Below are 24,679 nucleotides of genomic sequence, written 5' to 3'. Positions count from 1 at the left end.
TACCCGACTCGAAAAAATCGGGGCACGAACTGCCGACTACAGGCGGCCGAGCCGCCGCGACGGAGTCGCGGCCATTTACACAGCTCCCTTGGTCACCCAAGCGTTCCAGTCGAGGGTCCAGTCGTAGTACGTGCGGTCTTCTTCCGAGAGTGCGACGCTCGATCCGACCACGTTCACCGGGTCGCCGGGGATGACCTCGTCGAAGTACAGCTTCGCGTTCTCCGGGGCCAGGTTCGCGCAGCCGTGGGACACGTTCTCGCTGCCCTGCGCGTACCGCGATCCCTCGTACCCGTGCACGTACTCGCCGTTGTACGAGATCTGCACGCCCCACGGGACCTTGACGTTCTCGTAGTTGTACCGCTGGTTCGTCATCGACACCTCGGCCGACTTCGAGATCACCACGTGGATGCCGCTGCGGCTGACCCGGCCGGGGTCGGATTCCAGGCCGTAGCTGGCCGGGAAGTCGAACAACTGCTGTCCGTCCTTGGTGACGACGAACCGGTGGGTCTGGGTGTCGGCGGTCGCGATGAGGGCGCGGCCGATCGTGAAGTGCACGCTCACGTCCTGGCTGCCGTACGCGCCGTCGCCGTGCGGTACGCCGTACAGGTTCGCGTTCACCTTCACCGTGGTGCCGGGGGTCCAGTAGGCCTTGGGCCGCCAGTGCACCTCGGTGTCGCTCAGCCACGCCCACGCGCCCTCGGTGGGCACGGACGTCTCGATCTTCAGCGCCTTCTGCACGGACGCCCGGTCCGTGACGGGCGCGGAGAACTCGATCGCCACCGGCATCGCGATGCCGTACGTCTGGTCGTCGCCGACGTTGAAGCTGCCGCTGATGTGCCCCGTGGGCGTCACGGTCGTGAACGCGCCGGTGATCGGCGCCTCCTTGCCGTCCTTGCCGACGGCGGTCCCGGTCCACGTGTAGGTCTTGCCGTACCCGAGCGGTTCGCTCACCACCCAGCTCGCGCCGTCGGCGGCGGGCGCCCCCGCGACCTGCTTGCCCTCGGCGTTGGTCAGGGCGACGGACACGAGCTTGCCCTCGGTCACCGCGACCTGGAACGGCCCGGCCGGGCTCACGCCCTCGCTGCCGTTGGCGGGCGTCGTGCTGACGGTCATCGGCGCCTGCACGGCGACGTTCTTCGCCTGCTGCTCGACGGCGGTCGGGCTCGCCGCCTCCCCGCCGCTGCCGCACCCCGCCACGAGCACTCCGACGGCCAGCGCCACCGCTGCCGCCAGGCTCTTGTTCAACCCCACCGCTCCCCCTCAACCACGCTCGACGTGGACTGTGACGTGTCGCGGCGCAGCGGCGTTGTCCTGGAACGATTGTGATCCCGGTCACGCAGGTCTCGATGGCGGTGTCGATCACCGCAAGATCGGCCCGGCGGGGGTGGAGCGGCCCTTTACCAGGTGGTCCGCGGGTGCTCGCGGACGGCCCGGTTTGGTCGCTTCGGGCTGTAGTCTTCAGCCCTCCCAAGCGATACCCTGACCTCGCAGGCCGTGGTTTCTGTGTTCGTGTCTCACGCTCGCGGAACAGCACGCGGGCGGACCCTCTTCTCGTTGAGGCAAGCGGAGGAGATGCCCCCGGGACGGCCGGGGGTTGCATGGTGCAACCTCAAGCTTTCCTGCGATGGAGGCAGGTACATGGCACAGGGCACTGTCAAGTGGTTCAACTCCGAAAAGGGCTTCGGCTTCATCGCCCAGGACAACGGCGGCGCCGACGTCTTCGTCCACTACTCGGAGATCCAGGGCAACGGCTTCCGCTCCCTGGACGAGAACCAGCGCGTCGAGTTCGAGGTCGGCCAGGGGCAGAAGGGCCCGCAGGCCCAGAACGTCCGGGCGATCTGAGTCGGTCGTACCAGCGAAGAGCCCCCCACCGGATCCCGGTGGGGGGCTCTTCGTCGGTACGGGGTCAGAAGCCGCGCTGGCGCGCTTCCCACTGGAGCCGCTGCATGACCCACTCGGTGGCGAGCGCCTGCGGGGACGTCTGGCGCTCCGCGGCCAGCTCCTTGAGCTGCTCGTTGTCCATCAGGGTCAGGCGCAACTGGTAGACCTGCGCGGTGCCGAAGCTGGTGCCGGACGCCGTGGTCTCGGTGTCGGTGGTCTCCGGCGCCAGTGCGGCGAGGTAGGACGTCAGCTCATCGTCGGTGTCGACCTCGGGCGCCAGGTCGTCCTCCAGCACCTCTTGCTGGGGCGGACGATGACGGCCGGACTTCGAACGACCAAGGGACGGTAGGGGCACCGGGCAAGGGTAACGGTTGGATTGCGGCGCCCATAAAAGTGTGACCCCGGTCACAGGCAATAACCGCGAGTTCGCATGGAGAGGCCCCCGCGCCAGGGGGAGGAACGCGGGGGCCGGAGGGGATCTCCACAGGTGCTGACCGGGGGTGTGTCAGCAATTCGGATTGTTGCACGCACACGGTGTCACGGGGAGGGGGTGGAGCCGAATTCTTCAGCGGGCGCGGGGGTGGAACCGCTTCAGCCTCAAGCTGTTCGTCACGACGAACACGCTGGAGAAAGCCATCGCGGCCCCCGCGAGCATGGGATTCAGCAATCCCAGCGCCGCCAACGGCAAACCGGCAACGTTGTAGGCGAACGCCCAGAAAAGATTTCCCTTGATGATGCCGAGAGTCCTGCGGGACAAGCGGATCGCGTCCGCGACCACCAGGAGGTCACCCCGCACCAGCGTCAGGTCGCCCGCTTCGATGGCCACGTCGCTGCCGGTCCCCATCGCCAGCCCCAGGTCCGCCACCGCCAGCGCGGGCGCGTCGTTCACGCCGTCGCCGACCATCGCCACGACCCGGCCCTCGGCCTGGAGCCGCCGCACCGCGTCGACCTTCTCCGACGGCAGCACGTCCGCGACCACGTCCGCCGCGTCGATGCCGACCTCGGCCGCGACCGCCCGCGCCACCACGGCGTTGTCGCCCGTGAGCAGCACCGGCCGCAGCCCCAGCGCGCGCAGCTCGCGCACCGCCGCGGCACTGGTCGGCTTCACCGTGTCCGTCACCGCGAGCAGCCCGTGCGCCTCGCCGTCCACGGCGACCGCGACGACCGTGCGACCGGCCTGCTCCGCCGCGTCGGCGGCGCTCCGCAGCTCGGCGGGCAGCGGCACGCCGAGTTCGGCCAGCAGCCGCGGCCTGCCGACGACGACCTCGCGGCCGTCCAGCTCCGCCGTGACGCCGAGGCCTTCGCGGTTGCGGAAGCCGGTGACGTCGGGCAGCGCCCCGACCTCGGCGCCCGCGCCGCGCACGATCGCGGCGGCGATCGGGTGCTCCGAGCCGTTCTCCACGGCCCCCGCGACCCGCAGCAGGTCCGCCCGCTCGACCCCGGCTGCCGGGACCACGTCGACCAGCGAGAGCTTCCCGGCCGTCACGGTGCCCGTCTTGTCCAGCACGACCGTGTCGACGCGGCGGGTCGACTCCAGCACCTCGGGGCCCTTGACCAGGATGCCGAGCTGCGCGCCCCGGCCGGTGCCGACCAGCAGCGCCGTCGGCGTCGCCAGGCCGAGCGCGCACGGGCAGGCGATGACCAGCACGGCCACCGCGGCCGTCACGGCGAACTCCACCGGGCGCCCGACCAGCAGCCAGGTCGCCAGCGTCACCAGCGCGAGGCCCAGCACCACCGGCACGAACACCGACGAGATGCGGTCGGCCAGCCGCTGCACCTCGGCCTTGCCCGCCTGCGCCTGCTCCACGAGCGCCGCCATCCGGGCCAACTGGGTGTCCGCGCCGACCTTCGTGGCCCGCACGACCAGCCTGCCGCCCGCGTTGACCGTCCCGCCGACGACGCCGTCGCCCGCGCCGACCTCCACGGGCACGGACTCGCCGGTCACCATCGACCGGTCGACCGCCGAACTGCCGTCGACGACCACGCCGTCCGTCGCGACCCGCTCGCCGGGCCGGACCACGAAGCGCTCGCCGACCCGCAGTGACGCGACGGGGACCCGCACCTCGACGCCGTCCCGCAGGACCGCGACCTCCTTGGCCCCCAACGCGAGCAGTGCCCGCAGCGCCGCGCCCGCGCTGCGCTTGGACCGGGCTTCGAGCCAGCGGCCCAGCAGCAGGAACACGGTCACGCCGACCGCGACCTCCAGGTAGATGTCACCGGAGGTCGACGGCCGCGGCACGAGGCTGAACTCGTGCACCATGCCGATCATGCCCGCGCTGCCGAACACCAGCGCGTAGACCGACCACAGGTACGCGACGACCACGCCCATCGACACCAGCGTGTCCATGGTGGTCGCGCCGTGGCGCAGGTTCACCGCGGCGGCCCGGTGGAACGGCCAGCCGCACACCCACACCACCGTGCTCGCCAGCGCGAGCGAAACCCACTGCCACACCGGGAACTGGAACGCCGGGACCATCGACAGCGCGATGACCGGCACCCCGAGGAGCGCCGCGATCACCAGGCGGAGCCCGAGGTCGCCGCCGCGCTCGTCGTCGGTTCCCTCGGCCCGCTCCGGGCGCGGGGCGGTGGCCTCGTAGCCCGCCGCCTCGACGGTGGAGACCAGGTCCTCGACGCGCATCCCGACCGGGAACGCCACGCTCGCCTTCTCGGTGGCGTAGTTGACCGACGCGGTCACGCCGTCGAGCTTGTTGAGCTTGCGCTCGATCCGGTTCGCGCAGGACGCGCACGTCATGCCGCCGATGACCAGCTCGACGCGGTCGTGGGGCCTGGACTCCGTGGTCGTCATGGCCCGGTCAGCCGACCAACTGGTAGCCGGCCTCGGTCACCGCGGCCTTCACCTCGTCCTGGCCCAGTTCGCGGTCGCTGGTGACGGTCACCGCGCCGCTGTCGAGGACGACCGCGACGTCGGTGACGCCGTCGAGCTCGGTGAGCTCCTCGGTGACCGAGCTGACGCAGTGCCCGCAGGTCATCCCGGAGACGGTGAAGGTGGCGGTGACGGACATGTGCCGTGGTCCTCTCGTTCGGTCGTGAGACGCTGGGATCAGCATACCCCCAGGGGGTAACTGCGAGACAGGGTGCGGCTGATCACCAGCGCACTCACCGTGGTCGAACGGGAACTGGGCGTGACCATTCCAGTCTACTGTGGAGGGTCGACGCCCTTCTCGAACTGGTTCACCTCGCCCTCGATGCGGGCGACGAGCTGGTCCAGCCCGTCGAGCATCTCGTCGAGCTGGCCCATCCGGTCGTTCAGCAAGGCCTCGACGTCCGCCTCCATGTTCGTGATCGACAGCGCCGCGAAGACCGCCTGCGGGTCGAACGGGGCCGCCTGCGGGTCCTGCGGGGAAGAGTTCGACGCGGACTCGGGGTCCGGCTCCACCTCAGTCATACGCCCATCTTTCCCCGCCCGTTCACGGCCGATCCCGCGTGGGCACCTACGGGGAGTGACACTGAGTCGCGGGGGAATCACTCTCCGGGGGGCTGCGGCGCCCGACCGAGGTCGCTTAGCCTCGCGCCAACCTCAAGTCGGGGAGGGTGTCATGAGCGGGTCCCTAGAAGTCCGCCAGTTCCTGTGGACGCAGGACGACGGTTTGTCGAGGCAGGCAGCGGGCGGCGTCCCCGCCCAACGAACCGGAGAACCTTCGAGGATCTCCGACGATCAAGTCCACCGAGCACGGCTGGCGGTGGCCCGCGGGGCCTTGGGCACCGAGGACTGCCGGCTCCTGCTCGACATGCTCGGCCTGTCGCCGGGCGAGGACGGAGGCCCCTCGCCGGTCCAGAGGTAGCCGAAGCGGACCTCCGACGGGTGTGTCGGCACCCGTCGGAGCCGATTTCCGCAGATCAGCCTCTAAGTAGGACCCCCGTTTTGGAGTAATGGGCACTCGTGTCCTATGCTTACGGAGCTTCCAACGGACAGCAGTTGGAGGGCCCGAGACAGAGGGTGGCCCGCACAAGGGCTGCCGGAAGTTGCAAGGTCCCCATCGTCTAGCGGCCTAGGACCCCGCCCTTTCAAGGCGGTAGCACGGGTTCGAATCCCGTTGGGGGCACGTGTTAGGCTAGAAAAGTGACAAGCTAGACTGCACGAAAAGCAAGAGCAAGGCCCAGTGGCGCAGTTGGTTAGCGCGTCGCCCTGTCACGGCGAAGGTCGCGGGTTCGAGTCCCGTCTGGGTCGCTATAGCGTTCGGTAACACCCCGGCCGCTACATGGCCAGGTAGCTCAGTTGGTACGAGCGACCGCCTGAAAAGCGGTAGGTCGGCGGTTCGACCCCGCCCCTGGCCACTCGACATCGGGACAGCCCCATCTGCGGAAATCGCAGATGGGGCTGTCTCGTTCTGTGCGCCCCTGGGGCTCTCGCCCCAGACCCCAAGGCAGGGCGGGCTTCGCCCCCCTGCACCCCCCGTGTGGTTTGGGTTATTCGTGTGTGCGGTTTGTTGTGGTGTTGATCACTGTGGGTTTTTTATGCGGTGAAGTCGATTAGGGCCAGGGCTTGGTCGTCGTGGGTTTTTGGTCTTGGCCATCTGGTGTGGGTGGGATCTGAGAGTTCCGCGGCTCTGATTTGGTCTAGAACTGCTTCTGGGCCGTCCGCGGTGATGAGGTCGAGGACTGATTGCCAGGATTCGAAGATTTGGTAGTCGTCCACGGCGCAGGAGACGCCGTCGGTGGCGATGATCACCTTTTCCACGTCCGCCCTGGGTAGGGTTTTGCGTTTTGCCTGGTGGGCCGCCGTTGGGTCTGCTTCGGCTACCCAGTAGCCGTGGGGGCGGTTGCGGAGGAGCGGGACCTGGTCCCTGGTGATGGGGCGCAGGGCTGCGAGGCGGGTGTCGGCGATCACGGTGGTGGTCCTGCCGAAGGTGATGATCGGGCTGTCGGCCAGGACGAGCGTGTCGATCTTCTCGTGGGTCCACCTGGTGATGGCGACGGTGCTGGCAGGGGAGTCGCCGGGGGTCAGGTCGTGGCGGGCGACGATGCGGGTGATGGCCGTGGCCAGGAGGTCTGCCAGGTCGTCGTCGCTGGTCAGGAGGTTCAGCAGTTCTTCGCCGAGGGTTTGGGCGTACCAGGCGCCGTTGTTGTCCGGGGGTCTGGTCGAGGTGACGCCGTCGAGGACGACGACCGCGTTCGCGGTGGTGAAGACGCGGTCCTCGGAGAGGTGGCCCGGTGCGGCGCGCTCGGCTGTGCGGATCACCCGACCCACCGTATGCGTCAACTTGGGTTGACAAAACCCAAGTGTCAACCTACGTTGACGTCATGACGAAGGCTACGGAGTTGGCCTCGGCAGCGGGTGATCAGGATCCGAAGGTCGGGTTGCGGGCCGTGAGCGCGTTGCGGCGGTTGTTGGAGCAGCTCGAAGCGGTGCAGGTCCGGAACGCCCGCGTGCGGGGTTGGTCATGGCAGGAGATCGCGGCGGAGCTGGGGGTCACCCGGCAGGCGGTGCACAAGAAGCACGGAGGGCGGGGCTGATGATCGGGGAGCGGTTCACGAGGGACGCGCGGCAGGCGGTGCGCGACGCGGTGAAGGAAGCGGAGCAGGAGTCCGCCTCCGAGGTCGGGCGCACGCACATGCTGCTGGCGCTGCTGGGAACGCCGGTGCTCGCCGGGTTCGAGCTGTCCCGCGAGGAGGTCGAGGACGCGCTGCGCGCGGCCCGGCGCAAGGGCGGGCTGAGCGAGGCGGACACGGAGGCGTTGCGCGGGCTGGGGATCGACGTCGACCAGATCGTCGACAGCATCGAGCAGTCGCTGGGCGAGGGGGCGCTGGCCACGATGGTCACGCGCAAGAAGCGGTGGCTGTTCGGGGAGCACAAGCCGTTCGAACCCGCGTTGAAGAAGACGCTGGAGCGCAGCCTCCTGGAGGCGAGGGACCTGGGGCACAACTACCTCGGCAACGAGCACCTCGTGCTCGCGCTGCTGGCGGGAGGAGGGCTCGCCGCCGAGGTGCTGGCCTCGAAGGGCGTGACGTACGCGGAGGTCAGGAAGCTGGTCGCGGGTCAGGGCTGAGCGAGTCCTCGACCCAGGTGAGTCGGGGGAGGAACGCCTGGGTGAGCGGTCCGATCGCCAGGGCGTACAGGACGGTGCCGATGCCCAGGGTGCCGCCCAGCAGCCAGCCGCTGGTCAGCACCGCCACCTCGACGACGGTGCGGACCAGCCTGAGCGACGCCCCGGTGCGGGCGCAGAAACCGGTGCTCAGGCCGTCGCGGGGGCCGGAGCCGAGGCGGGCGCCGAGGTAGATGGCGGCGGCCAGCGCGTTGAGGACGACGCCCGAGGTCAGCAGCGCGATCCGGGGGATCAGCTCGGCGGGGGCGGGCAGCACCGCGAGGGTGACGTCGACGGCCACGCCGATCACCAGGACGTTGCCGACCGTCCCGACGCCGGGGCGTTGTCTGAGCGGGATCCAGCAGAGCAGGACCAGGATTCCGACGATGATCGTGATCGTGCCGAAGCTGAGGCCGGTGCGCTTGGTCAGGCCCTCGTGCAGGACGTCCCACGGGGACAGGCCGAGCGCACCGCGGATCTGGAGCGCCATCGACGCGCCGTAGAGGCACAGGCCGACGACGAGCTGGGTCAGGCGTCGGACGGGAGCGGCCGTGATCGGGGCGGCCGTGAGCGCGGCAAGGCGTGGGGCGGTCATGTGGTCATCCTGCGTTCTGATTGGCCTTGTATTCCAGGGCCAATCGACAATAATTGGCCTCATGGACCAGGGAATCCCGCTAGGTGGACGCATATCAGGGCAGCGGCTGGCCCGGTTGCTGGGTGACTGGCGCCGGAGAGGGGCCCGGCAGGGCGCTGCCGACCTGGCGTCCGGGATTCGGATGCTGGTCCTGGAGGGCCAGTTGCCCGCCGGCACGCGGCTGCCGTCCGAGCGCGAGATCGCGGACGTGCTGCCGGTGAGCCGGACGATGATCACCGCGGCGCTCGACCAGCTCCGCGAGGACGGCGTCGTGGCCAGCCGCCGCGGCGCGGGCTCGTGGATCACGCTGCCCACCGGCGCGCTGAGCCCGGCGGTCGACCTGGCGCCGTCGAGCCGGAGCCAGATCGACCTGGCACGGGCCGCGCCACCCGCCGTGCCCGCCATGGCGGCGGCGATGGAGGCCGTGCGGCTGAGGATGCCCGAACACCTCGCGGGCCACGGCTACCACGAGCACGGCGTGCTCGACCTGCGGCGGAGGATCGCGGACCGCTACACGGCGAGGGGGCTGCCGACCTCGCCGGAGCACATCGTCATCACCAGCGGCGCCCAGCACGCCATCGCGCTGGCGCTGCGGCTGTTCACCGGCCCCGGCGACCGCGTGCTGGTCGAGCAGCCCAGCTACCCCAATGCGCTGGACGCCATCCGGTCGGTGTCGGCGATCCCCGTGCCGGTCCCGCTCCTGCCGGACGGGTGGGACCTCGCGGGCATCGCGGCCGCGTTGCGGCAGGCCGCACCGCGGGTCGCGTACCTGGTCCTGGACTTCCACAACCCGACCGGGCACCGGCTGGACGACCAGGGCCGGGCCCGGCTCGGGGAACTGCTGCGGCGAGCCCGCACGCCCGCGATCATCGACGAGTCGCTGGTGGACCTGGACCTGGACGGCGACCCGGCCGACGCCCCGCGGCCGATGGCCGCGTACGCGGACGAGCTGGTGGTGACCATCGGGTCGGCGAGCAAGTCGCACTGGGGAGGCATGCGGGTCGGGTGGATCCGGGCCCGGCCGGACGTCGTGCACCGGCTCGTGTCGGCGCGGACGGCGATCGACCTCGGCACGGCGGTGTACGAGCAGCTCGTGATGGCCGAGCTGCTGACCGACCCGGAGTCCGTGCTGCGCGCTCGTCGCGCCGAACTGGTCGTGCAGCGGGACGTCCTCGTGGAGAGCGTCCGCGAGCACTGCCCGAGGTGGACGTTCCGCCGACCGGGAGGCGGGCTCGTCCTGTGGTGCGAGCTGGACGCCCCGATCAGCACGCAGATCGCGGTCGTGGCGCAGAGCCACGGGCTCCGGCTCGTGCCGGGGTCGCGGTTCGCGGCGCAGGGAGGGCTGGAGCGCTGGCTGCGGCTGCCGTACGGGCTGCCCGTCGACGTCCTGCGGGAGGCGGCGCGGCGCCTGGGGGCAGTGGCCGACCTGGTCGCGGGGTCCACGGCGGCGGTGGACGGGGACCTGGCCGTTCCGGTGGCCTGAGGTCAGGGGGTCGAGGTCCCCGCCGCGTTCGCGGCGGGGACCGACCGGCGCCTGCCTGCCGATCGTTCCGGCACAGCCCCTCGATGTGCCGGGATGTCGGTGGCAGTTCCCGTGGACCTGCGGCGGGGACGTTCGGGGCGGAACGTCCCCTGCCGCAGGTTCCGGGGTGAGGCCCTGGTGTCGCGGGGCAGTGCGGCACCTGGGCCAACCCGACCTGCTGGGGCGCGGTCGGCAGGTCGGGAAGCCTGGGCGGGCGTGCGGTCGCTGCGGCGCGAACGCCGAGGACACGCACAACCTGGGTGCGGCTGGAGGAGGAGTACGGCCACGGGACCGGGTAGAACGCCGGTCAACGGGCATGGTCAGGGCACAGTCGTGCCCTGGTCAGTCTGGTGAGGAACTCGGCAGGCCCTGGACACTGCCGGGCGTTCGCCCGTCGTCGCGCCGCGCGGCCGTCCACACGGACGGCTGGTGCGGCGAGGACTGGGCGGTCGTCACGGCGAGGCCACCACGGGCGCCACCGGAGTTGTCGTGCGAGTTGGACGACGCGGAGGGCGCGGTCGGGGACTGGGCGGGCTGCGGCGTGGGGACGGGCGCGGCGGGCCGCGGCACCTCCCACTCGAGGCCGCTGGCCGCGGGGGTGTCGGCCTCGACCACCGGGGCGGACGTGGTGATCGCCTCGACGCCCCACCTCGGGGCGTCGACGACCGCCACGGCCACTTCCTCCACCGCGGGAACGGCCACTTCGACCGGCGCGGGGGCGGGAGCGGCGGCGAGCTTCGCGGCCGCCTTGGCGGTCACCTTCGCCGTGTACAGCTCCTCGGGCATCGTGTTCGAGACCGTGCCCGAGCGTTGGGTGCCGCTGTTGACGACGCCGCCCGAGTACACGGGTGAGGCGGCCTCGCCGAACTCGGCGTCCTCCTGCGGCCACGGCACGTCGAGGAACTCCTCCTCGACCTCCGCGGGAACGCGGGTGGGGTCGAGGAAGTCGAGGGCGACGGGTGCCGTGCTGAGCGCCGTGGTCCACTGCTCGCGGATCACGGGCACCTCCGGCCGCGCGTCCTCAAGGGACTCGCGGTGCTCGGAGATGGTGGCGTGCACGAACTCGGAGATGCTCGCGGCGTCCGGCAGCGCGTCGGCCGGGGTCGCGGACGCGACGGCGCCGCCGAAGAACCAGGCGGCGGCCGTGAGCCCGCCGACGGCGAGCGCCCGCACCAGCAGAGACCCGGTGCCGCGCACCGCATCTGCTCCTGCCACGGAAATCACCACCGTCCGGGTCACCGCGAACCACAACCGGTTTTCGGGGCTGACACTGTGCTATGTCTAGCACTGGTGACGCCGTTTTCGAAGGTTGACGGGCGGAACCACTCGGAAGGGCGGCGCGGTGCGGCTGTCCGGGTAGTCGCTGAGCCGGGTGAACACTTTCCGTCGCTCTTCACGAGTTCGGGTGATGACTCCCCCTGTCCGCTGTGGACGGTCCCGCCATCGGCGATGGTGTCCACCGTGGACCCCGAACTCGACGGAAGTGCGCAGGTCACCTCACTCGCGGAACTGGTCGGCGGGTGGCGGTCCGAACGTCCCGACCTCGTCCTGCACGACAGCGGCGGCCCCGCCGAGTGCTTGGTCCGTTCGGGCGAACTACTGGTCTTCCCGGACGAACTGCCACGCGCGGTGGACCGGCTCGGCCGCTGGATCGACCGGGTCGACGAGCCCCGTGACCTGGGGGTGGCCCGGATCAGGCTGCGTCCGGACGAGCGCGGCCAGTGCGTCCGGATCGCGCAGGACCACGGCTACGCGCCCAACAACGTGCACGTCGGGAGCCCGATCATGATCGGCACGGCTCGGCCCGTGCCGACCGGCGCCGAGCCGCCGGAGCCGCCGCGCCGCGAGCGCTGGGACGTCACCGCCGCCGTCCTCGACACCGGTCTCGACCCGCACCCGTGGTTCGCGGGCAGGCGCTGGTTCGCCGAGTGGGGCCACTCGCCGGAGGTGCTCGACGCCGACGGGCGCGCGGGCCAGGACCGCCAGGCGGGCCACGGCACGTTCGTCGCGGGGGTGCTCCTCCAGCACGCGCCCGGTGTCGTCATCCGCCACCACCGCGTGCTCTCGTCGCTGGGCCTGAGCGACGACGTCACCGTCGCCACCGGGCTCCGGCGGATCCGCGCGCAGGCCGCTGAGCACGGGGAACGCCTGCACGTCGTCGTGCTCACGGCGGGCTGCCACACCGTCGACGACCGCTGCCCGCCGCTGCTGCGCAGCGAGATCAGCGCGTTCCCCGACGCCGCCGTGGTGGCCGCCGCGGGCAACGGCGGCACCTCCCGACCGCTGTGGCCCGCGGCGCTGCCGGAGGTGCTCGCCGTGGGGGCGGACGCCTCCTTCTCCAACCACGGGCCGTGGGTCGACGCCGTCGCGCCAGGGGTGGACGTGGTCAGCAGCCACGTGCGGCTGGTGCCGTCGCTCGGAGCGCCCGTGGGAACGGAGAGCCGGGAGTACGGGTACGCGCGGTGGAGCGGCACGTCCTTCGCCGCGCCGCGGGTCGCGGCCCGCGTGGCGCACCTCGTCCGCGAGGGGCGGACCCCGCGGCAGGCCCGCGACGAGGCCGCAGCGGAGTTCAGCCCGATCCGAAGCAGGTGAAGGCCCGGTCGTCGTGGGCGACCTGGGCCCTGGCGAGCGCGCCCGCCGCGTCCAGCCCGGTGCGCAGTCCGGCGTGGACGGTCGCCATGAGCGCGGGCGTGCGGTCGTCCGGGACGGCGAGCGCGCAGGCGATGACGGCTTCGGCGCCGTGGCGCAGGAACGCGGCGGCCAGCCCGGAGTCGCAGGCGGACAGGACGACGATCCGCGGGGGGCGGCGCAGCCGACCCAGGTCGTGCTCGTGCAATTCGCCGTCCGCCAGTTGCAGTGCGGAGAACAGGCCGCGGGACCGGCCGTGCGCGGCGACGTGGACGACGTCCGTCCCGTCCATCGCCCGCAGCGCGCCGTCCACAGTGGCCGAACGACCGGTCCGGATCACGCCGCCGTGGAGGCGGTGGAGGGCGGCCACCTCGCGGGTCGCGTGGACCAGCGCCGGGCCCGCGATCCACGCGCCGCCGCGCGGCGGCCTCGGGTTCGGCGGAACCGCGCCGTCGAGGGAGATCGCGCGGCCGCGGTAGGACGGCAGGGCCGCCCAGGGCAGACCGGGAGGTGAACCGGTGATGGTGATCGGGCCGTCGCCGGTCGGGGGCAGCAGGGCCTCCAGCGCTCCGGCGGCGTGCGCGACGGCGGCCGGGCGGTCGGCTTCCACGGCCAGGCGGAGCGCGTCGACGTGGTCGTCCAGCGGGCTGACCCGGTGCAGGCGGAAGCGGTTGGCGACGGCCGTGACGGCGTGCAGGTCACCGCCGTGCCGGACGAACGCGAGCCGGGTCGTCGCCGAGGTGGGGGCGGGCGGCGTCGGGCGGGTGGCCACCGCCAGGCGGCGGATCTCGCGCTCCAGGGCCACCACCCGCCGGTGGTCGTCCCCGGCGCGGGCCAGGCGGAGTTCGGCGGACCGCGCGGACGCGGGAGCCGCACCGGGGACGGCCGTCCGCGACCAGCGCAGCACCGACCTGGCGTCGCCGTTGGCGAGTGCGTGGCCGAGCGCGATGCCCCGCAGCTCGGTGCCCGGCCAGGTCGTGGGGTCGGACAGGGCCAGGCCCGCCCGGCACGCCGCCGCGGCCCGGCGGCGGGTGGTGGCGCGCCGGGCGGTGTCGAGCGCGCCGAGCGCCCTCAAGCGGGACGTGCCGCGGCGGACGTCGAGCGGGACGCCCGCCGCCAGGCGGAGTTCGGCGGCGTCCTCGTGCGCGCCCCGGCGGTCGCACTCGGCGGCCGTGCGGCGGACCGCCGGGTGTTCGCCGGTCGCCAGCCGCGCGCGCAGGGACACCGCTCTGGCGGCGCAGCCGGGCACCCGGTCGGCGAGCGCCCGCGCCTGGTGGAAGTCGTTGTCCGCCAACGCGCACCGGGCCGCCAGCAGGACGGCGTCCGGCAGGCGTGAACCCCGGTCGCAGCGGTCGAGCAGGGTGATCGCCGGGGCGAGGACGGTCCTCGCCTCGCGCACGAGACCCGCGGCCAGCAGCGCTTCGGCGCGGTCGACCAGTGCTTCCGGACGCCGCGTCGTCGCGAGGCCGTCCTGGGCCGCCTGCTCGTAGTGCCGGAGCGCGGTGGGGAGGTCACCCGCGAGTTTCGCCACGAAACCCCTGTTGTGCAGGCACATCGCGGCCCGGTCCGGTTCGCCGATGCCCAGCAGGGTGGTTCGGGCGGAGGTGAAGTCGGCGTCCGCGCCGGCGAGCCGGAGGGAGTGGGCGCGGGCGATGCCCCGGCCGATCAGCGCGTTGGCCAGCCACCGGGCGTCGCCGTACCGCTTCAGGTCGCGGACGACCCCGGTCAGGTGGGCCGCCGCGAGGCGCGGGTCCGCTGTCTGGCACAGGTGCAGCCCGCGCAGGCAGCGTGCTCGGGCCAGGTCGTTGCCGGTCAGGTGGGGGACGGCCGCGTCGAGGTGCTCCGCGCTGGCCGCCGGTCGGCCGCGGTCCAGCTCGATCCAGGCCAGCACCAGGCGGAACCCGGCACCCTCGCGGGCGTCGGCGGCCTGCCGAAGACCTCGCAGGGCCAGTTTCCTCGCCGCGGGCAGACGGCCCAGCTCCACCTGTTCCAGGCACTCGGCGTGCAGGGTCACTGGACGAACCAGCCGGTGCTCAGGTCGGGCAGGCCGGGCTGGCGGACGACGAAGCGCAGCGGACCGGCGGGCAGCGGATCGGCGCGGAACCAGCCGACGGTGTCGATGCCGCTGGTGGACCCGCCGTCGGGCCACGAGATGAGGACGGAGCCGCCTCGGGGCGGGTGCACCAGGCCCAGGGCTCGGACGCCGAGGTCCGTGTCCAGGCGGAGGTCGATGGTGGTGTGGTCGCTGGTGAAGCGCAGGGAGCGGGAGGTGCCGGCGCCGCGCATGCCCGTCGGGGTGGCCACGGCGGAGTCGGAGCACCAGTCGAGCGGGACGTGGTCGCCGGGAGGCGGGAACGCGGGTGGCGCGGACAGGCGGGTCGGGGTCGGGTCCACCCGGTCCAGGAGGGACTTGAGGTCGCCCAGCAGGTCGTCGGTCACACCCGTGCCTCCGCTTCCACTCGGCGGCGCAGGACGGCCAGGCAGCGGCTGCGGGTCGAGCCCAGGTTGTTGACGGGCATGCCGAGTGCCTCGGCGACGTCCTGGTAGGTGAGGTCCGGGGCGTAGGCGACCAGCCGGAGGATGTCCCGGCACTGGTCGGTGAGGCCGGCGAACGCCCGCCAGAGCCGCCTCGCCCGCTCGTCCGCGAGGACCAGTTCCTCCGGGCTGGGGAAGTCCGGTTCCGGCGGCCCCCAGAGGTCGACCGGGAGTTCCCGGCCGCGAACCTTCCGCACCCGCAGGGCCTCGTGCCGCGCGGTGGTGATGAGCCAGCCGGAGAGCTTGGCGGGCGTGCGGATCCGGTGGAGGTTCTCGGCGAGCGTCAGCCAGGTGAACTGGCAGACGTCCGCCGCGTCCGCCTCCCGCAGGCCCGCCGACCTCGCGGTGGACCACAGGAGGGGGAGGTGGCGGCGGACTATCTCCTGCCAGGCGGGATCGCTGTGGAGCTTGGCGTGGGCCACGAGTTCGGCGTTCGTCAGGTCGCGCATGGCGGGTTGGAAGGCCGGTGGTCCGGTTTGGCTCCGATACTCGCTCGATCGTGTGGTGTTTTGGGTGGGTGGGGCGTCACCCCGCTCGCTGATTGTCTCGATCGTTGATCTTGGTTTGTCAAGGCGGGAAAGATGCCTTGACAAACCAAGATCAACGATGAGGGCGCTTCGGATCGGGGGGACGGGGGGAGTGTGGGTGCCGTCCTTCGAGGGCGGCCGGCTGCCGGTGGGTGGTGGGTCCGGTCGTCGGGCAGCGGTGGGTGGGGCTGCTGGTCGGTGGTGGGTAGGGCTGGCGGCGGTGGTGGGCGGTCGTGGGTTCGGCCGCTGGCGGTGGTGGGCTGGCTGGTGGCGGGACGGGCTAGCCGGGGGTGAGTTTGTGCAGTCTGCGCAGGGCCTCGTCCAGGACTTCGTCCTTCTTGCAGAACGCGAACCTGACCAGGTGTTTCCACTGGTCGGGGTGGTCGGTGAAGACCTGGACCGGTACGCCTGCCACGCCGATCCGTTCCGGTAGCGCGCGGCAGAGTTCTGCGCCGTCGGTGAAGCCGAGGGGGCGTACGTCGGCGGTGATGAAGTACGTGCCCTCGCTCGGGCGGACCGCGAAGCCGGCTTCCGCGAGGCCCTCCGAGAGGCGGGAGCGCTTGGTGGCCAGTGAGGTGCGGAGGGCTTCCACCCAGGCCAGTTCGTGGTTCAGGGCGTGGGCCACGGCCGGTTGGAACGGGGCTCCGCCGACGAAGGTGAGGAACTGCTTCGCGGCCTTCACCGCCGCGACCAGCTCCGGGGTGGAGCAGAGCCAGCCGATCTTCCAGCCGGTGCAGTTGAAGGTCTTGCCCGCGCTGGAGATGGTGACCGTGCGCTCCGCCATGCCCGGCAGGGTGGCCAGCGGGACGTGCTCGTGGGCGTCGAAGACCAGGTGCTCGTAGACCTCGTCGGTGATGGCCAGCAGGTCGTGCTCGACGCAGAGCGCCGCGACGGCTTCCAGTTCGGCCCTGGTGAAGACGGTGCCGGTCGGGTTGTGCGGGGTGTTGACCAGCACCGCGCGCGTGCGCGGGCCGATCGCGGCGCGGAGGCCGTCCACGTCAAGGCCGAACCTGCCGGTCGTGGGGTCCTCGACGAGGCCGACCGTCCTCCTCGTGGCGCCCGCCATGGCCACCGAGGCGGCGTACGAGTCGTAGTACGGCTCGAACAGGACCACCTCGTCGCCGGGCTCCACCAGTGCCAGCAGGGTGGCCGCGATGGCCTCGGTGGCACCCACCGTGACCAGCACTTCCGTGTCCGGGTCGTACGTGGTGCCGTAGCGCTTCCGGTGGTCCGAGACGGCCTGGCGCAACGCGGGCGTGCCGGGGCCGGGCGGGTACTGGTTGAGGCCGTCGTCGATCGACTTCTTGGCCGTTTCCAGCATGCTCACCGGCCCGTCCGTGTCCGGGAAACCCTGGCCCAGGTTCACCGCGCCGGTGCGTTGGGCCAAGGCCGTCATCTCCGCGAAGATCGTCGAGGTGAACGGCCGCAATCTGGGGACTAGCGCTGGTACCCGCACAACGTCGAATCTTCACGGACAATGGTGTGGTGGAGCAACTGACGGCAGCCGACCAGGTCAAGCGGCGAGACCTGCGCAGGATGAAACTGGTCGCCACCGGCTTCTTCGTGGCGGCGACGGTGGTGTTCCTCGTCGCGCTGTTCCTGGAGGGCGACGGGGACGCGTGGAGCTACGTGCGGGCCGCCGCCGAAGCGGGCATGGTCGGCGCGCTGGCCGACTGGTTCGCGGTGACGGCGCTGTTCCGGCGGCCGCTTGGGCTGCCGATCCCGCACACGGCGATCATCCCGACCCGCAAGGACATGTTCGGCGGCGCGCTGGGTGACTTCGTCGGCACGAACTTCCTGGCCGAGGACGTGGTGCGCGACAAGCTGCGGCGGATCGGCATCAGCCGCCGGGTCGGGACGTGGCTGTCCGAGCCGGTGAACGCCGAGCGCGTGACGTCCGAGGTGTCGAACATCGTCAAGGGCGCCGTGACGGTGCTGCGCGACGAGGACGTGCAGGCGGTGATCGACCAGGGGATCGTGCGGCGGCTGGTGGAGAAGCCGTGGGGGCCGCCGCTTGGCAAGCTGCTCGGGCAGGTGCTGACCGACGGGGCGCACCACAAGTTCGTCGACCTGGTGATCGACCGCACGTACGACTGGGTGAACAACAACCACGACAAGGTCCTCCAGGTCGTGTCCGAGCGGGCCCCGACGTGGTCGCCGAAGTTCGTCGACACGCTGCTGGGCGACAAGGCGTACACCGAGCTGCTGAACTTCGCGTGGGCGGTGAAGACCGACCTCAACCACCCGATGCGGCTGGCGCTCGACCAGTTCATGATCGAGTTCTCGCACGACCTCCAGCACGACCCGGTCACGATGGAACGGGCGGAGACGGTCAAGAACCAGCTCGTCGAGCACCCGGACGTGCAGCACTTCATCGGCTCCGCGTGGGGCGCGGCGAAGAAGATGCTGCTCGACGCCGCCGAGGACCCGTCGAGCGAGCTGCGCAGGCGCGTGCGCGAAGGGCTGCTGTCGTTCGGGAACCGGATGGTGGACGACGACGCCATGCGCGAGAAGGTCGACGGCTGGCTGGAGGGCGCCGCGGCGTACGTCGTGACGAACTACCGGGCCGAGATCACCACGCTGATCACCGACACGGTCGAGCGCTGGGACGCCGAGGAGACCTCGCGCAAGATCGAGTTGCAGGTCGGCCGCGACCTCCAGTTCATCCGCATCAACGGCACCGTCGTGGGCGCGCTGGCGGGCCTGGTGATCTACACCATCAGCCAGCTCGTCACCTAGGCGCGGCGGCCCCGAAAGGCTAGGAGGCGCTCAGGGCTCTGGTGCGCTCGCGCCAGAGCCGGGCCTTCTCGCGGTTCCCGCACACCTGCATCGAGCACCACGTCCGCGAGCGGTTGCGGGAGCGGTCGAAGAACGCGGCCTGGCAGGTCTCCGCCTGGCAGACCTTCACCCGTTCCCACGACCCCAGCAGCGCGACCCGCGCGGCCGCCGCGAGCACGGCGCCGAGCGCGTCCGTGGTCGCGATCATCGGCACGCCCTGGCTCAACTCGATCCGGACGGTGCCGGAGAACGGCTTCGCCGCGGCGCGTTCACCGAGGGCGGAGCGGAGCGCGATCCGGGCCGAACGGACCGTCGCCAGGTCGTCCACGTGGCCCAGGCGTCTTTCGGCGACCCAGGCCCGCCACGAGGCCGCGCCGTCCAACACGTCGGTGCCGAGTTCCAGGTCACGGGTGTTGAGGAAGGCGAGCAGCAGTTCCACATCGTGTTCCGCATCGCCGGCTCGATCGTGCGCGGAGCTCGCGTGATCCCAGCCGGCTGCCAGACCAGTCACCTCTCCACTGTAGCCGGCAACCCGGCGGCGATGTGCCGTTCGAGCCGACAACGTGCGTCAACCGGTTGGTTCGTGCCGCCGAGGGGCAGGTATGCACCGTGTGTATACGTCGTGTGTATAGTCGCCGACATGTCACTCGGACACGCCCTTCTCGGTCTGCTCGAACGCGGCCCCGGCCACGGCTACGACCTGAAGAAGGCCTACGACGACCAGTTCGGCCAGGACCGCCCCCTGCACTACGGGCAGGTGTACACAACGCTGTCCCGCCTGCTGCGCAACGGACTCGTGCAGGAGGCGGGCGTCGAGTCCGGCTCGGGGCCGGACCGGAAGCGCTACGCGATCACCGACGCGGGCGTCACCGACGTCGAGAACTGGCTGGGCACACCGGAGAAGCCCGAGCCGTACCTCCAGAACACGCTGTACACGAAGGTCGTGCTGGCGCTGCTGTCCGGCCGCGAGGCCGCGGACGTGCTGGACACCCAGCGCGCGGCCCACCTGAACGCGATGCGCGAGCTGACCCGTCGCAAGACCGACGGCGACCTCGCCGACAAGCTGATCTGCGACTACGCCCTGTTCCACCTCGAAGCCGACCTGCGCTGGCTAGAACTCACCACGGCCCGCCTCGACGAGCTCGCGAAGCAGGTCGGTCGATGACCCTGCTGTCCGCCACCGACCTGCACAAGGCGTTCGGCCCCACCCCCGCCCTCGCGGGGGCCGGGCTGACCGTCGACGCGGGCGAGATCGTCGCGATCATGGGCCCGTCGGGCTCCGGCAAGTCCACGCTGCTGCACTGCCTCGCGGGCATCCTGACGCCCGACGCGGGCAGCGTGCACTACCGCGGCGTCGACCTCGGCTCGCTCCCCGACGGCAAGCGCAGCGAACTGCGCCGCACCGAGTTCGGCTTCGTCTTCCAGTTCGGCCAACTCGTGCCTGAGCTGTCGTGCGTCGAGAACGTCGCGCTGCCGCTCCGCCTGGCCGGGGTCAAGCGGCGGGACGCGGAGAGCCGCGCGACCGACTGGCTGGAGAAGCTGGAGGTCGCCGACGTCGCCGCGAAGCGGCCCGGCGAGACGTCCGGCGGCCAGGGCCAGCGGGTCGCGGTCGCCCGCGCGCTGGTCACCGCACCGAAGGTGATCTTCGCCGACGAGCCGACGGGCGCGCTCGACTCGCTCAACGGCGAACGCGTGATGACCCTGTTCCTCGCCGCCGCCCGCGCGACCTCCGCGGCCGTCGTCCTGGTGACCCACGAACCGCGCGTCGCCGCGTACGCCGACCGCGAGGTCGTCGTCCGCGACGGCCGGTCCCGGCTCGTGGAGCACGCCGGGTGAAGGGCTGGGTGAACGACCTCGCGCTCGGCGTCCGCATCGCGTTCGGCGGTGGCCGGTCGTCGTGGCGGCGGATCGCGCTGACCGGTGTCAGCGTCGGCCTCGGCGTGGCGGTGCTGTTCGTCGGCACCGCCATGCCGACCGCGATCTCGGAACGGCAGGAACGGCAGGACGCGTCACGGGTCGTGCAGAGCGGGGAACGGCCACCGGGGGTGGACCCGCTCTACCGCGCCTACACGCCGGAGCGCTTCGACGGCGAGGAGATCATGGGCAGCTACGTCTGGCCCGGTGGGCCGCGCGCCCCGATCCCGCCCGGCCTGCAACGGATTCCTGGTGACGGGGAGATCGTGGTCTCGCCCGCGCTCGCCGACCTGCTGGCCTCGCCGAAGGGCGAGCTGCTGCGGCCGAGGTTCCCGCAGCGGGTCGTCGGGACCATCTCCCAGGAAGGTCTGATCGGGCCGAACCACCTGCTCTACATCGCGGGCGACTCCACGATCGAGCAGACCGAGCGGACCGCGTACTACACGTTCGGCTTCAGCAGCGTGTGGACTTCGAGGAACGTCTGGTTCTGGGCGATCGGCCTGGTCGGCGTGGTCGTGCTGCTGTTGCCGGTGCTGGTCTTCGTCACGATCGGCACTCGGCTCGCCGGCCCGGAGCGCGAACGCAGGCTGGCCGCGCTGCGGCTGCTCGGCGCGAGCTCCCGCCAGGTCCGCCGGATCGCCACCGGGGACGCGCTCGCCGGATCCGTCGTGGGCCTGGTGCTCGGCGCGGGGTTCTTCCTGCTGCTGCGGGCGTTCGTGGAACGCGTCGAGCTGTTCGGGGTGAGCGCGTTCGCCGGCGACCTGACACCGCGGCCGCTGCTGGCCCTGCTGGTGGTGCTGGTCGTGCCCGCGCTGTCGGTCGCGACCGCGCTGGTCACCCAACGCGGCAGCGTCGTCGACCCGCTCGGCGTGGTGCGCCAGTCCGAACCCCCGCGGCGACGGCTGTGGTGGCGGTTCGCGCCGATCCTGCTCGGTGCGGGCCTGCTGCTGACCAGGATCGGGTCGTTCGTCGACCAGTCGGCCCTGTTGCGCTCCGAGTTGACGCTCGTCGCGCTCGCGTTGCTGCTGCTGGGGATCCCCCTGGTGCTGCCGTGGGTCGTCGAGAAGGCCGTCAGGCGGCTGCGGGGCGGTCCGCCGTCGTGGCAGCTCGCCGTGCGCAGGCTCCAGATGGACAGCGGGTCGGCCGCGAGGGTCGTAGGCGGAGTCGCCGTCGTGCTCGCGGGCGGCATCGCGCTCCAGACGGTCATGGTCGGCCAGGAGGCGAGCGTCATGAACCGGCCGTACCAGAGCGACGACCGCGAGGCGCTCGTGATCTACCTGCCCGACCCCGCGGGCGCGCGGACCGACGAGATCGCCGACGACGTCCGCGGGACCGCCGGGGTCCGCTCGGTCACGGCCACGCGGAGCTTCACCATCCAGCCCGCGGGACAGCCCAAGCCGTCCACCGTGGTCATCGGGTCGTGCGCGTCCCTGCGCACGGTCGCGCGGTTCGACCACTGCCAGGACGGCGACGCGTTCCGGGCCGCCGGGCCCGTCGCGGACGTGCCGGGACCCGGTGACCAGGTCGACGTCCTCGACCCGTCGGACCTGAGGCTGGTGAGCGGTCGGTGGACCCTGCCCGAGATGCTCGACGTCCCGTTGTCGCAGTCGGGGCTGGTGGGACAGGTCCTCGTCACCCCCGGCGCGCTCCGGGGGGTGGACGTCGGCCGCACCTCCGGCAAGCTCGACGTGGCGCTGGACCTGTCCGTGCCGGACGCGCTCGACCGCGCGATCACCGCGCTCGGCCCGCTCGGGCGGCACTCGATATCCAGGATCTCCGTTCCCCCGGACCCCGAGCGGGACGCCGCGGACTACCGGACCCTGCGGAGGCTGTTCCTCGCCGGGACGCTGCTCGTGGTGGCGCTCGCGGGGGCGAGCCTGCTGGTGCTGGCGTTGGAGCAGGTGCGAACGCGGCGGCGGCCGTTGGCGGTGCTCGCGGCCGGAGGGGTGCCGCGCAGCACGCTGGCGTGGTCGCTGCTGTGGCAGAACGCCGTGCCGCTGGTGCTCGCCGTCGTGGTCGCGGTGGTGCTCGGGTCGGGGATGGGCCTGCTGTTCCAGCGGGCGACGATCCTCCCGCTGCGCCTCGACCCGACCGGGATCGGGGTGCTGGCCGCGACGGTCGCGGGGATGGTGCTGGTCGTGACCCTGTGCACGCTGCCCGCGGTGCGGAGGGCTACCGGGGCGACGGGGTTGCGCGTGGAATGAGCTGGATCCGCCGTGGGAGCGGTTTGTCGGCCAGGCGGTCCTGCACCAGCGCGTGGCGGAACTGGTAGCAGGCGCCCGCTTGGCGCAGCACGCCGAGCTTGCGGGCGTCGTCGAGGAACACCATCAGCTCCCACGGCAGGTTCATCCGCGCGGCCAGCCAGATCCGCGCCACGGTGAACCACCACCAGCGCAGGTGCAGCACGGACAGCGCGAACCCCAGCAGCAGACCGGACGACAGGCCGAGGCCGATCATGCCGGTCTGGTTCACGCCGAACACCATGGCCGCCGCCGCGCCGAAGACCACGCCCAGAACCAGGGAACCGGTCCACACGGCGACGCGGTCGCGGGACATGGTCCACTGCGGGCTCGACGGGTGGGTCAGCTCGGCGGAACTGGCGGTGGCGAACCGCAGCGCGGTCGCCACCGCCAGGCCGAGTCCCACGACCAGTCCCGCCGACAGGCCGTACAGGGCGCCGAACGCGAGACCGGTGGCCGTGCCGATGGTGCCGCTCGTCACGACCAGGCTGCGCCACACCCCGAGGCGGGGTTTCGCCGTCCGGGCGCGGAACGTCCTGCCGGACGCGGTGAGCGCGGCGACCGCGACCACCGCCCCGGCGATGAGCCCGGTGAGCGGCGCGATCTTCGGGGTGCCCGCGTACGCCATCAGCCAGCCGACGCCGAAGCCGCCGATCGAGCCGACGGCCAGCGCGCCGAGCACCGCGAGCCACACGTTGCCGACCGACCGCCGCAGGTCCCACCACGCCAGTTCGCGGACGCCCTGCCTGCGCATCTGCCGCGCCAGGAAACCCAGCCACCGGCGGGCCTGGTCGCGGGGCCACGCCTGGCTCGCGTGCGCCTGGTAGGCCGTGTCGACGTTGCCGAACACCCGCTCCACCAGGCTGTCCACCAGGTGGTCCTCGATCGCCTTGTGGTCCGCGAACCTCGTCCGGTCGAGCAGTTCGGACGGCTCGCCGACGCCGGTGCCGTAGACGGTGCTCGCGAGCCACACCATCAGCGGCACCGACAGCACCTCGGCCAGGTGGCCGTCCGGTTCGGCCCGCAGGTGCAGGAAGATCGGCTCCCAGCTCGCGGCCTTCACCGGGTCGGCGCCCGCGCGCAGGTAGGCCGTGACCTCCTCCTGGTCCAACGGGTGCAGCTCCACGACGTCCGCGCCCGGAACCGCGCCGACCCGCGACACGGTGTCCACGAACTCGTCGATCCGGCTGGTGATCACCAGCGGCGACTTCACCGGGAACGCCCGGTTGATCCGCTCCATCGCGTCGGCGCGCCGGGCGTCGGGGATCTCGTCCAGCCCGTCCAGGATTGGGAACACCCGGCGCTGCTCGACGAGCAGGTCCGCCGCGTAGCTGCCGTACAGCTCGGTGTTGCGCAGCGCGGGGTGGTCCTCGTAGAGCCTGCGGGTCATCCACGTGCGCACGTCCTCGACCGCGGGGTCCCACGTCGACAGCGGCAGCAGCACCGGCACCGCGCCGTCGAGATAGCGGTCCAGCAGGCCGATCGTGAGCAGCATCGCGACGGTGCTCTTGCCGCTGCCGGGTTCGCCGATCACGACGATCCGGTGGTGCGGCTGGCGTTCGAACGCGCCGACCACGCCGTCGCTGTGCCCGGACGGCGCGGCGGGCCGGTCGCTGACGTCCAGCTCGGTGGCCGTCCAGTGCAGGTCCAGCAGGTCGCCGCGCTCGGTCAACTTGCGCGCCGTGCACTCCTCGGCCCACTGGAGGTGCAGCGCCGTCGCGAGCGCTTTCGCGGCGGCGTCGAGGTTCTGCTCGGTCGCGAGGCCCGCGGCGCGGCGGCGGTGCAGCCACGGGTCGAGCACGGCGAGGAAGACGAGGAACGCGACCGCCAGCCCGCCCAGCCAGAGGTGCGGGTCCACGCCCGCACCGGTGGCGAACAGACCGACCAGTGCGAGCAGCGCGGCGACCGCGCACCCCGTGAGGACAGCCCGTTGGCGAAGTCTGGACACCCCGGCATCATGACTCACCCGTCACGCC

At 71.9% G+C, this 24,679-nt stretch carries 24 protein-coding genes and 3 tRNA genes; 13 read left to right on the top strand and 14 right to left on the bottom strand.

Features of this window, described 5'->3' with window-relative positions; all coding sequences use genetic code 11:
- Nucleotides 1-75 precede the first annotated feature (75 nt).
- Nucleotides 76-1,251, bottom strand: coding sequence for a L,D-transpeptidase (locus NZH93_RS40085; RefSeq protein ID WP_372506979.1), 1,176 nt, complete (start codon nucleotides 1,249-1,251; stop codon nucleotides 76-78).
- Nucleotides 1,252-1,638: 387 nt separating this feature from the next.
- Here NZH93_RS40085 and NZH93_RS40080 point away from each other — a divergent pair, with 387 nt between their 5' ends.
- A complete protein-coding gene (locus NZH93_RS40080) occupies nucleotides 1,639-1,842 on the top strand; it encodes a cold-shock protein (protein WP_106186934.1) in 204 nt (67 codons plus the stop codon).
- A gap of 64 nt (nucleotides 1,843-1,906) precedes the next feature.
- Here NZH93_RS40080 and NZH93_RS40075 read toward each other — a convergent pair whose 3' ends face one another.
- The 4 genes from NZH93_RS40075 to NZH93_RS40060 all read right to left on the bottom strand — a co-directional run bounded on the left by NZH93_RS40075 (nucleotide 1,907) and on the right by NZH93_RS40060 (nucleotide 5,287).
- Complete coding sequence (locus NZH93_RS40075) at nucleotides 1,907-2,236, bottom strand: hypothetical protein (RefSeq protein WP_259628539.1); 330 nt, start codon at nucleotides 2,234-2,236, stop codon at nucleotides 1,907-1,909.
- A 210-nt stretch (nucleotides 2,237-2,446) separates the two neighbouring features.
- A complete protein-coding gene (locus NZH93_RS40070; protein WP_259628538.1) occupies nucleotides 2,447-4,687 on the bottom strand; it encodes a heavy metal translocating P-type ATPase in 2,241 nt (746 codons plus the stop codon).
- A 7-nt stretch (nucleotides 4,688-4,694) separates the two neighbouring features.
- Nucleotides 4,695-4,904, bottom strand: coding sequence for a heavy-metal-associated domain-containing protein (locus NZH93_RS40065; protein ID WP_259628537.1), 210 nt, complete (start codon nucleotides 4,902-4,904; stop codon nucleotides 4,695-4,697).
- 134 nt (nucleotides 4,905-5,038) lie between these two features.
- Nucleotides 5,039-5,287, bottom strand: a complete 249-nt coding sequence (locus NZH93_RS40060) for a hypothetical protein (RefSeq protein WP_259628536.1) — start codon at nucleotides 5,285-5,287, stop codon at nucleotides 5,039-5,041.
- Between the two features lie 151 nt (nucleotides 5,288-5,438).
- Between NZH93_RS40060 and NZH93_RS40055 the strand changes: the two genes are divergently transcribed.
- The 4 genes from NZH93_RS40055 (at nucleotide 5,439) to NZH93_RS40040 (ending at nucleotide 6,177) form a co-directional block, all read left to right on the top strand.
- The gene (locus tag NZH93_RS40055) at nucleotides 5,439-5,684 is read left to right on the top strand and encodes a hypothetical protein (protein WP_259628535.1); all 246 of its coding nucleotides are present in this window, start codon (nucleotides 5,439-5,441) and stop codon (nucleotides 5,682-5,684) included.
- Between the two features lie 188 nt (nucleotides 5,685-5,872).
- Nucleotides 5,873-5,945: transfer RNA gene (locus NZH93_RS40050), tRNA-Glu, on the top strand.
- Nucleotides 5,946-5,996: 51 nt separating this feature from the next.
- Nucleotides 5,997-6,070 (top strand) — tRNA-Asp (locus NZH93_RS40045).
- A 33-nt stretch (nucleotides 6,071-6,103) separates the two neighbouring features.
- Nucleotides 6,104-6,177: transfer RNA gene (locus tag NZH93_RS40040), tRNA-Phe, on the top strand.
- Between the two features lie 178 nt (nucleotides 6,178-6,355).
- On the opposite strand, the gene NZH93_RS40035 is transcribed toward NZH93_RS40040, so the two are convergent.
- Nucleotides 6,356-7,081, bottom strand: coding sequence for a protein phosphatase 2C domain-containing protein (locus tag NZH93_RS40035; protein ID WP_259628534.1), 726 nt, complete (start codon nucleotides 7,079-7,081; stop codon nucleotides 6,356-6,358).
- Nucleotides 7,082-7,143: 62 nt separating this feature from the next.
- Between NZH93_RS40035 and NZH93_RS40030 the strand changes: the two genes are divergently transcribed.
- Both NZH93_RS40030 and NZH93_RS40025 read left to right on the top strand, forming a co-directional pair.
- Entirely contained in the window at nucleotides 7,144-7,356 is a 213-nt protein-coding gene (locus NZH93_RS40030) for a helix-turn-helix domain-containing protein (RefSeq protein WP_259628533.1), read from the top strand.
- Complete coding sequence (locus NZH93_RS40025) at nucleotides 7,356-7,889, top strand: Clp protease N-terminal domain-containing protein (protein ID WP_259628532.1); 534 nt, start codon at nucleotides 7,356-7,358, stop codon at nucleotides 7,887-7,889. Before NZH93_RS40030 ends, NZH93_RS40025 begins: the two co-directional genes overlap by 1 nt.
- Here the strand turns inward: NZH93_RS40025 and yczE are convergent.
- A complete protein-coding gene (gene yczE / locus NZH93_RS40020; RefSeq protein WP_259628531.1) occupies nucleotides 7,861-8,520 on the bottom strand; it encodes a membrane protein YczE in 660 nt (219 codons plus the stop codon). The two genes, NZH93_RS40025 and yczE, sit on opposite strands and share 29 nt — an antisense overlap.
- 61 nt (nucleotides 8,521-8,581) lie before the next feature.
- Between yczE and yczR the strand changes: the two genes are divergently transcribed.
- A complete protein-coding gene (gene yczR / locus NZH93_RS40015) occupies nucleotides 8,582-10,042 on the top strand; it encodes a MocR-like transcription factor YczR (RefSeq protein ID WP_259628530.1) in 1,461 nt (486 codons plus the stop codon).
- 381 nt (nucleotides 10,043-10,423) lie between these two features.
- Here the strand turns inward: yczR and NZH93_RS40010 are convergent, their stop codons facing one another.
- Nucleotides 10,424-11,296: a hypothetical protein gene (locus NZH93_RS40010; RefSeq protein ID WP_259628529.1), complete on the bottom strand. Its 873-nt coding sequence runs from the start codon at nucleotides 11,294-11,296 to the stop codon at nucleotides 10,424-10,426.
- A gap of 246 nt (nucleotides 11,297-11,542) precedes the next feature.
- Between NZH93_RS40010 and NZH93_RS40005 the strand changes: the two genes are divergently transcribed.
- The gene (locus tag NZH93_RS40005) at nucleotides 11,543-12,673 is read left to right on the top strand and encodes a S8 family peptidase (RefSeq protein WP_308214297.1); all 1,131 of its coding nucleotides are present in this window, start codon (nucleotides 11,543-11,545) and stop codon (nucleotides 12,671-12,673) included.
- On the opposite strand, the gene NZH93_RS50305 is transcribed toward NZH93_RS40005, so the two are convergent.
- The 4 genes from NZH93_RS50305 to NZH93_RS39985 form a co-directional block, all read right to left on the bottom strand.
- Nucleotides 12,651-14,723: a CHAT domain-containing protein gene (locus tag NZH93_RS50305; RefSeq protein ID WP_308214296.1), complete on the bottom strand. Its 2,073-nt coding sequence runs from the start codon at nucleotides 14,721-14,723 to the stop codon at nucleotides 12,651-12,653. The genes NZH93_RS40005 and NZH93_RS50305 overlap by 23 nt on opposite strands.
- Nucleotides 14,720-15,148: a hypothetical protein gene (locus tag NZH93_RS39995; RefSeq protein ID WP_259628528.1), complete on the bottom strand. Its 429-nt coding sequence runs from the start codon at nucleotides 15,146-15,148 to the stop codon at nucleotides 14,720-14,722. Before NZH93_RS39995 ends, NZH93_RS50305 begins: the two co-directional genes overlap by 4 nt.
- Nucleotides 15,145-15,693, bottom strand: a complete 549-nt coding sequence (locus tag NZH93_RS39990) for an RNA polymerase sigma factor (RefSeq protein ID WP_259628527.1) — start codon at nucleotides 15,691-15,693, stop codon at nucleotides 15,145-15,147. Before NZH93_RS39990 ends, NZH93_RS39995 begins: the two co-directional genes overlap by 4 nt.
- Before the next feature lie 358 nt (nucleotides 15,694-16,051).
- Complete coding sequence (locus NZH93_RS39985) at nucleotides 16,052-17,227, bottom strand: pyridoxal phosphate-dependent aminotransferase (protein ID WP_259628526.1); 1,176 nt, start codon at nucleotides 17,225-17,227, stop codon at nucleotides 16,052-16,054.
- Between the two features lie 29 nt (nucleotides 17,228-17,256).
- Here NZH93_RS39985 and NZH93_RS39980 point away from each other — a divergent pair, with 29 nt between their 5' ends.
- Entirely contained in the window at nucleotides 17,257-18,510 is a 1,254-nt protein-coding gene (locus NZH93_RS39980) for a DUF445 domain-containing protein (protein ID WP_372506978.1), read from the top strand.
- Nucleotides 18,511-18,529: 19 nt separating this feature from the next.
- On the opposite strand, the gene NZH93_RS39975 is transcribed toward NZH93_RS39980, so the two are convergent.
- Entirely contained in the window at nucleotides 18,530-18,988 is a 459-nt protein-coding gene (locus NZH93_RS39975) for a CGNR zinc finger domain-containing protein (RefSeq protein WP_259628525.1), read from the bottom strand.
- A gap of 201 nt (nucleotides 18,989-19,189) precedes the next feature.
- Here NZH93_RS39975 and NZH93_RS39970 point away from each other — a divergent pair, with 201 nt between their 5' ends.
- From NZH93_RS39970 to NZH93_RS39960, 3 genes are read left to right on the top strand one after another with little or no spacing between them, the layout of a single operon-like run.
- Nucleotides 19,190-19,714, top strand: a complete 525-nt coding sequence (locus tag NZH93_RS39970) for a PadR family transcriptional regulator (RefSeq protein ID WP_259628524.1) — start codon at nucleotides 19,190-19,192, stop codon at nucleotides 19,712-19,714.
- Nucleotides 19,711-20,385, top strand: coding sequence for an ABC transporter ATP-binding protein (locus tag NZH93_RS39965; protein WP_259628523.1), 675 nt, complete (start codon nucleotides 19,711-19,713; stop codon nucleotides 20,383-20,385). The genes NZH93_RS39970 and NZH93_RS39965 overlap by 4 nt, the downstream gene beginning before the upstream one ends.
- Nucleotides 20,382-22,667, top strand: a complete 2,286-nt coding sequence (locus tag NZH93_RS39960) for an FtsX-like permease family protein (protein ID WP_259628522.1) — start codon at nucleotides 20,382-20,384, stop codon at nucleotides 22,665-22,667. Before NZH93_RS39965 ends, NZH93_RS39960 begins: the two co-directional genes overlap by 4 nt.
- Here the strand turns inward: NZH93_RS39960 and NZH93_RS39955 are convergent.
- On the bottom strand, nucleotides 22,636-24,651 hold the full coding sequence (locus NZH93_RS39955; RefSeq protein ID WP_259628521.1) for an NACHT domain-containing protein: 2,016 nt from the start codon (nucleotides 24,649-24,651) through the stop codon (nucleotides 22,636-22,638). The two genes, NZH93_RS39960 and NZH93_RS39955, sit on opposite strands and share 32 nt — an antisense overlap.
- Nucleotides 24,652-24,679: the final 28 nt, after the last annotated feature.

This window comes from Umezawaea endophytica, assembly GCF_025061645.1.
Lineage (GTDB): Bacteria > Actinomycetota > Actinomycetes > Mycobacteriales > Pseudonocardiaceae > Umezawaea > Umezawaea endophytica.
Note: the sequence above shows the minus strand (reverse complement) of the source record. Positions and strands in the feature narration are given on the sequence as shown.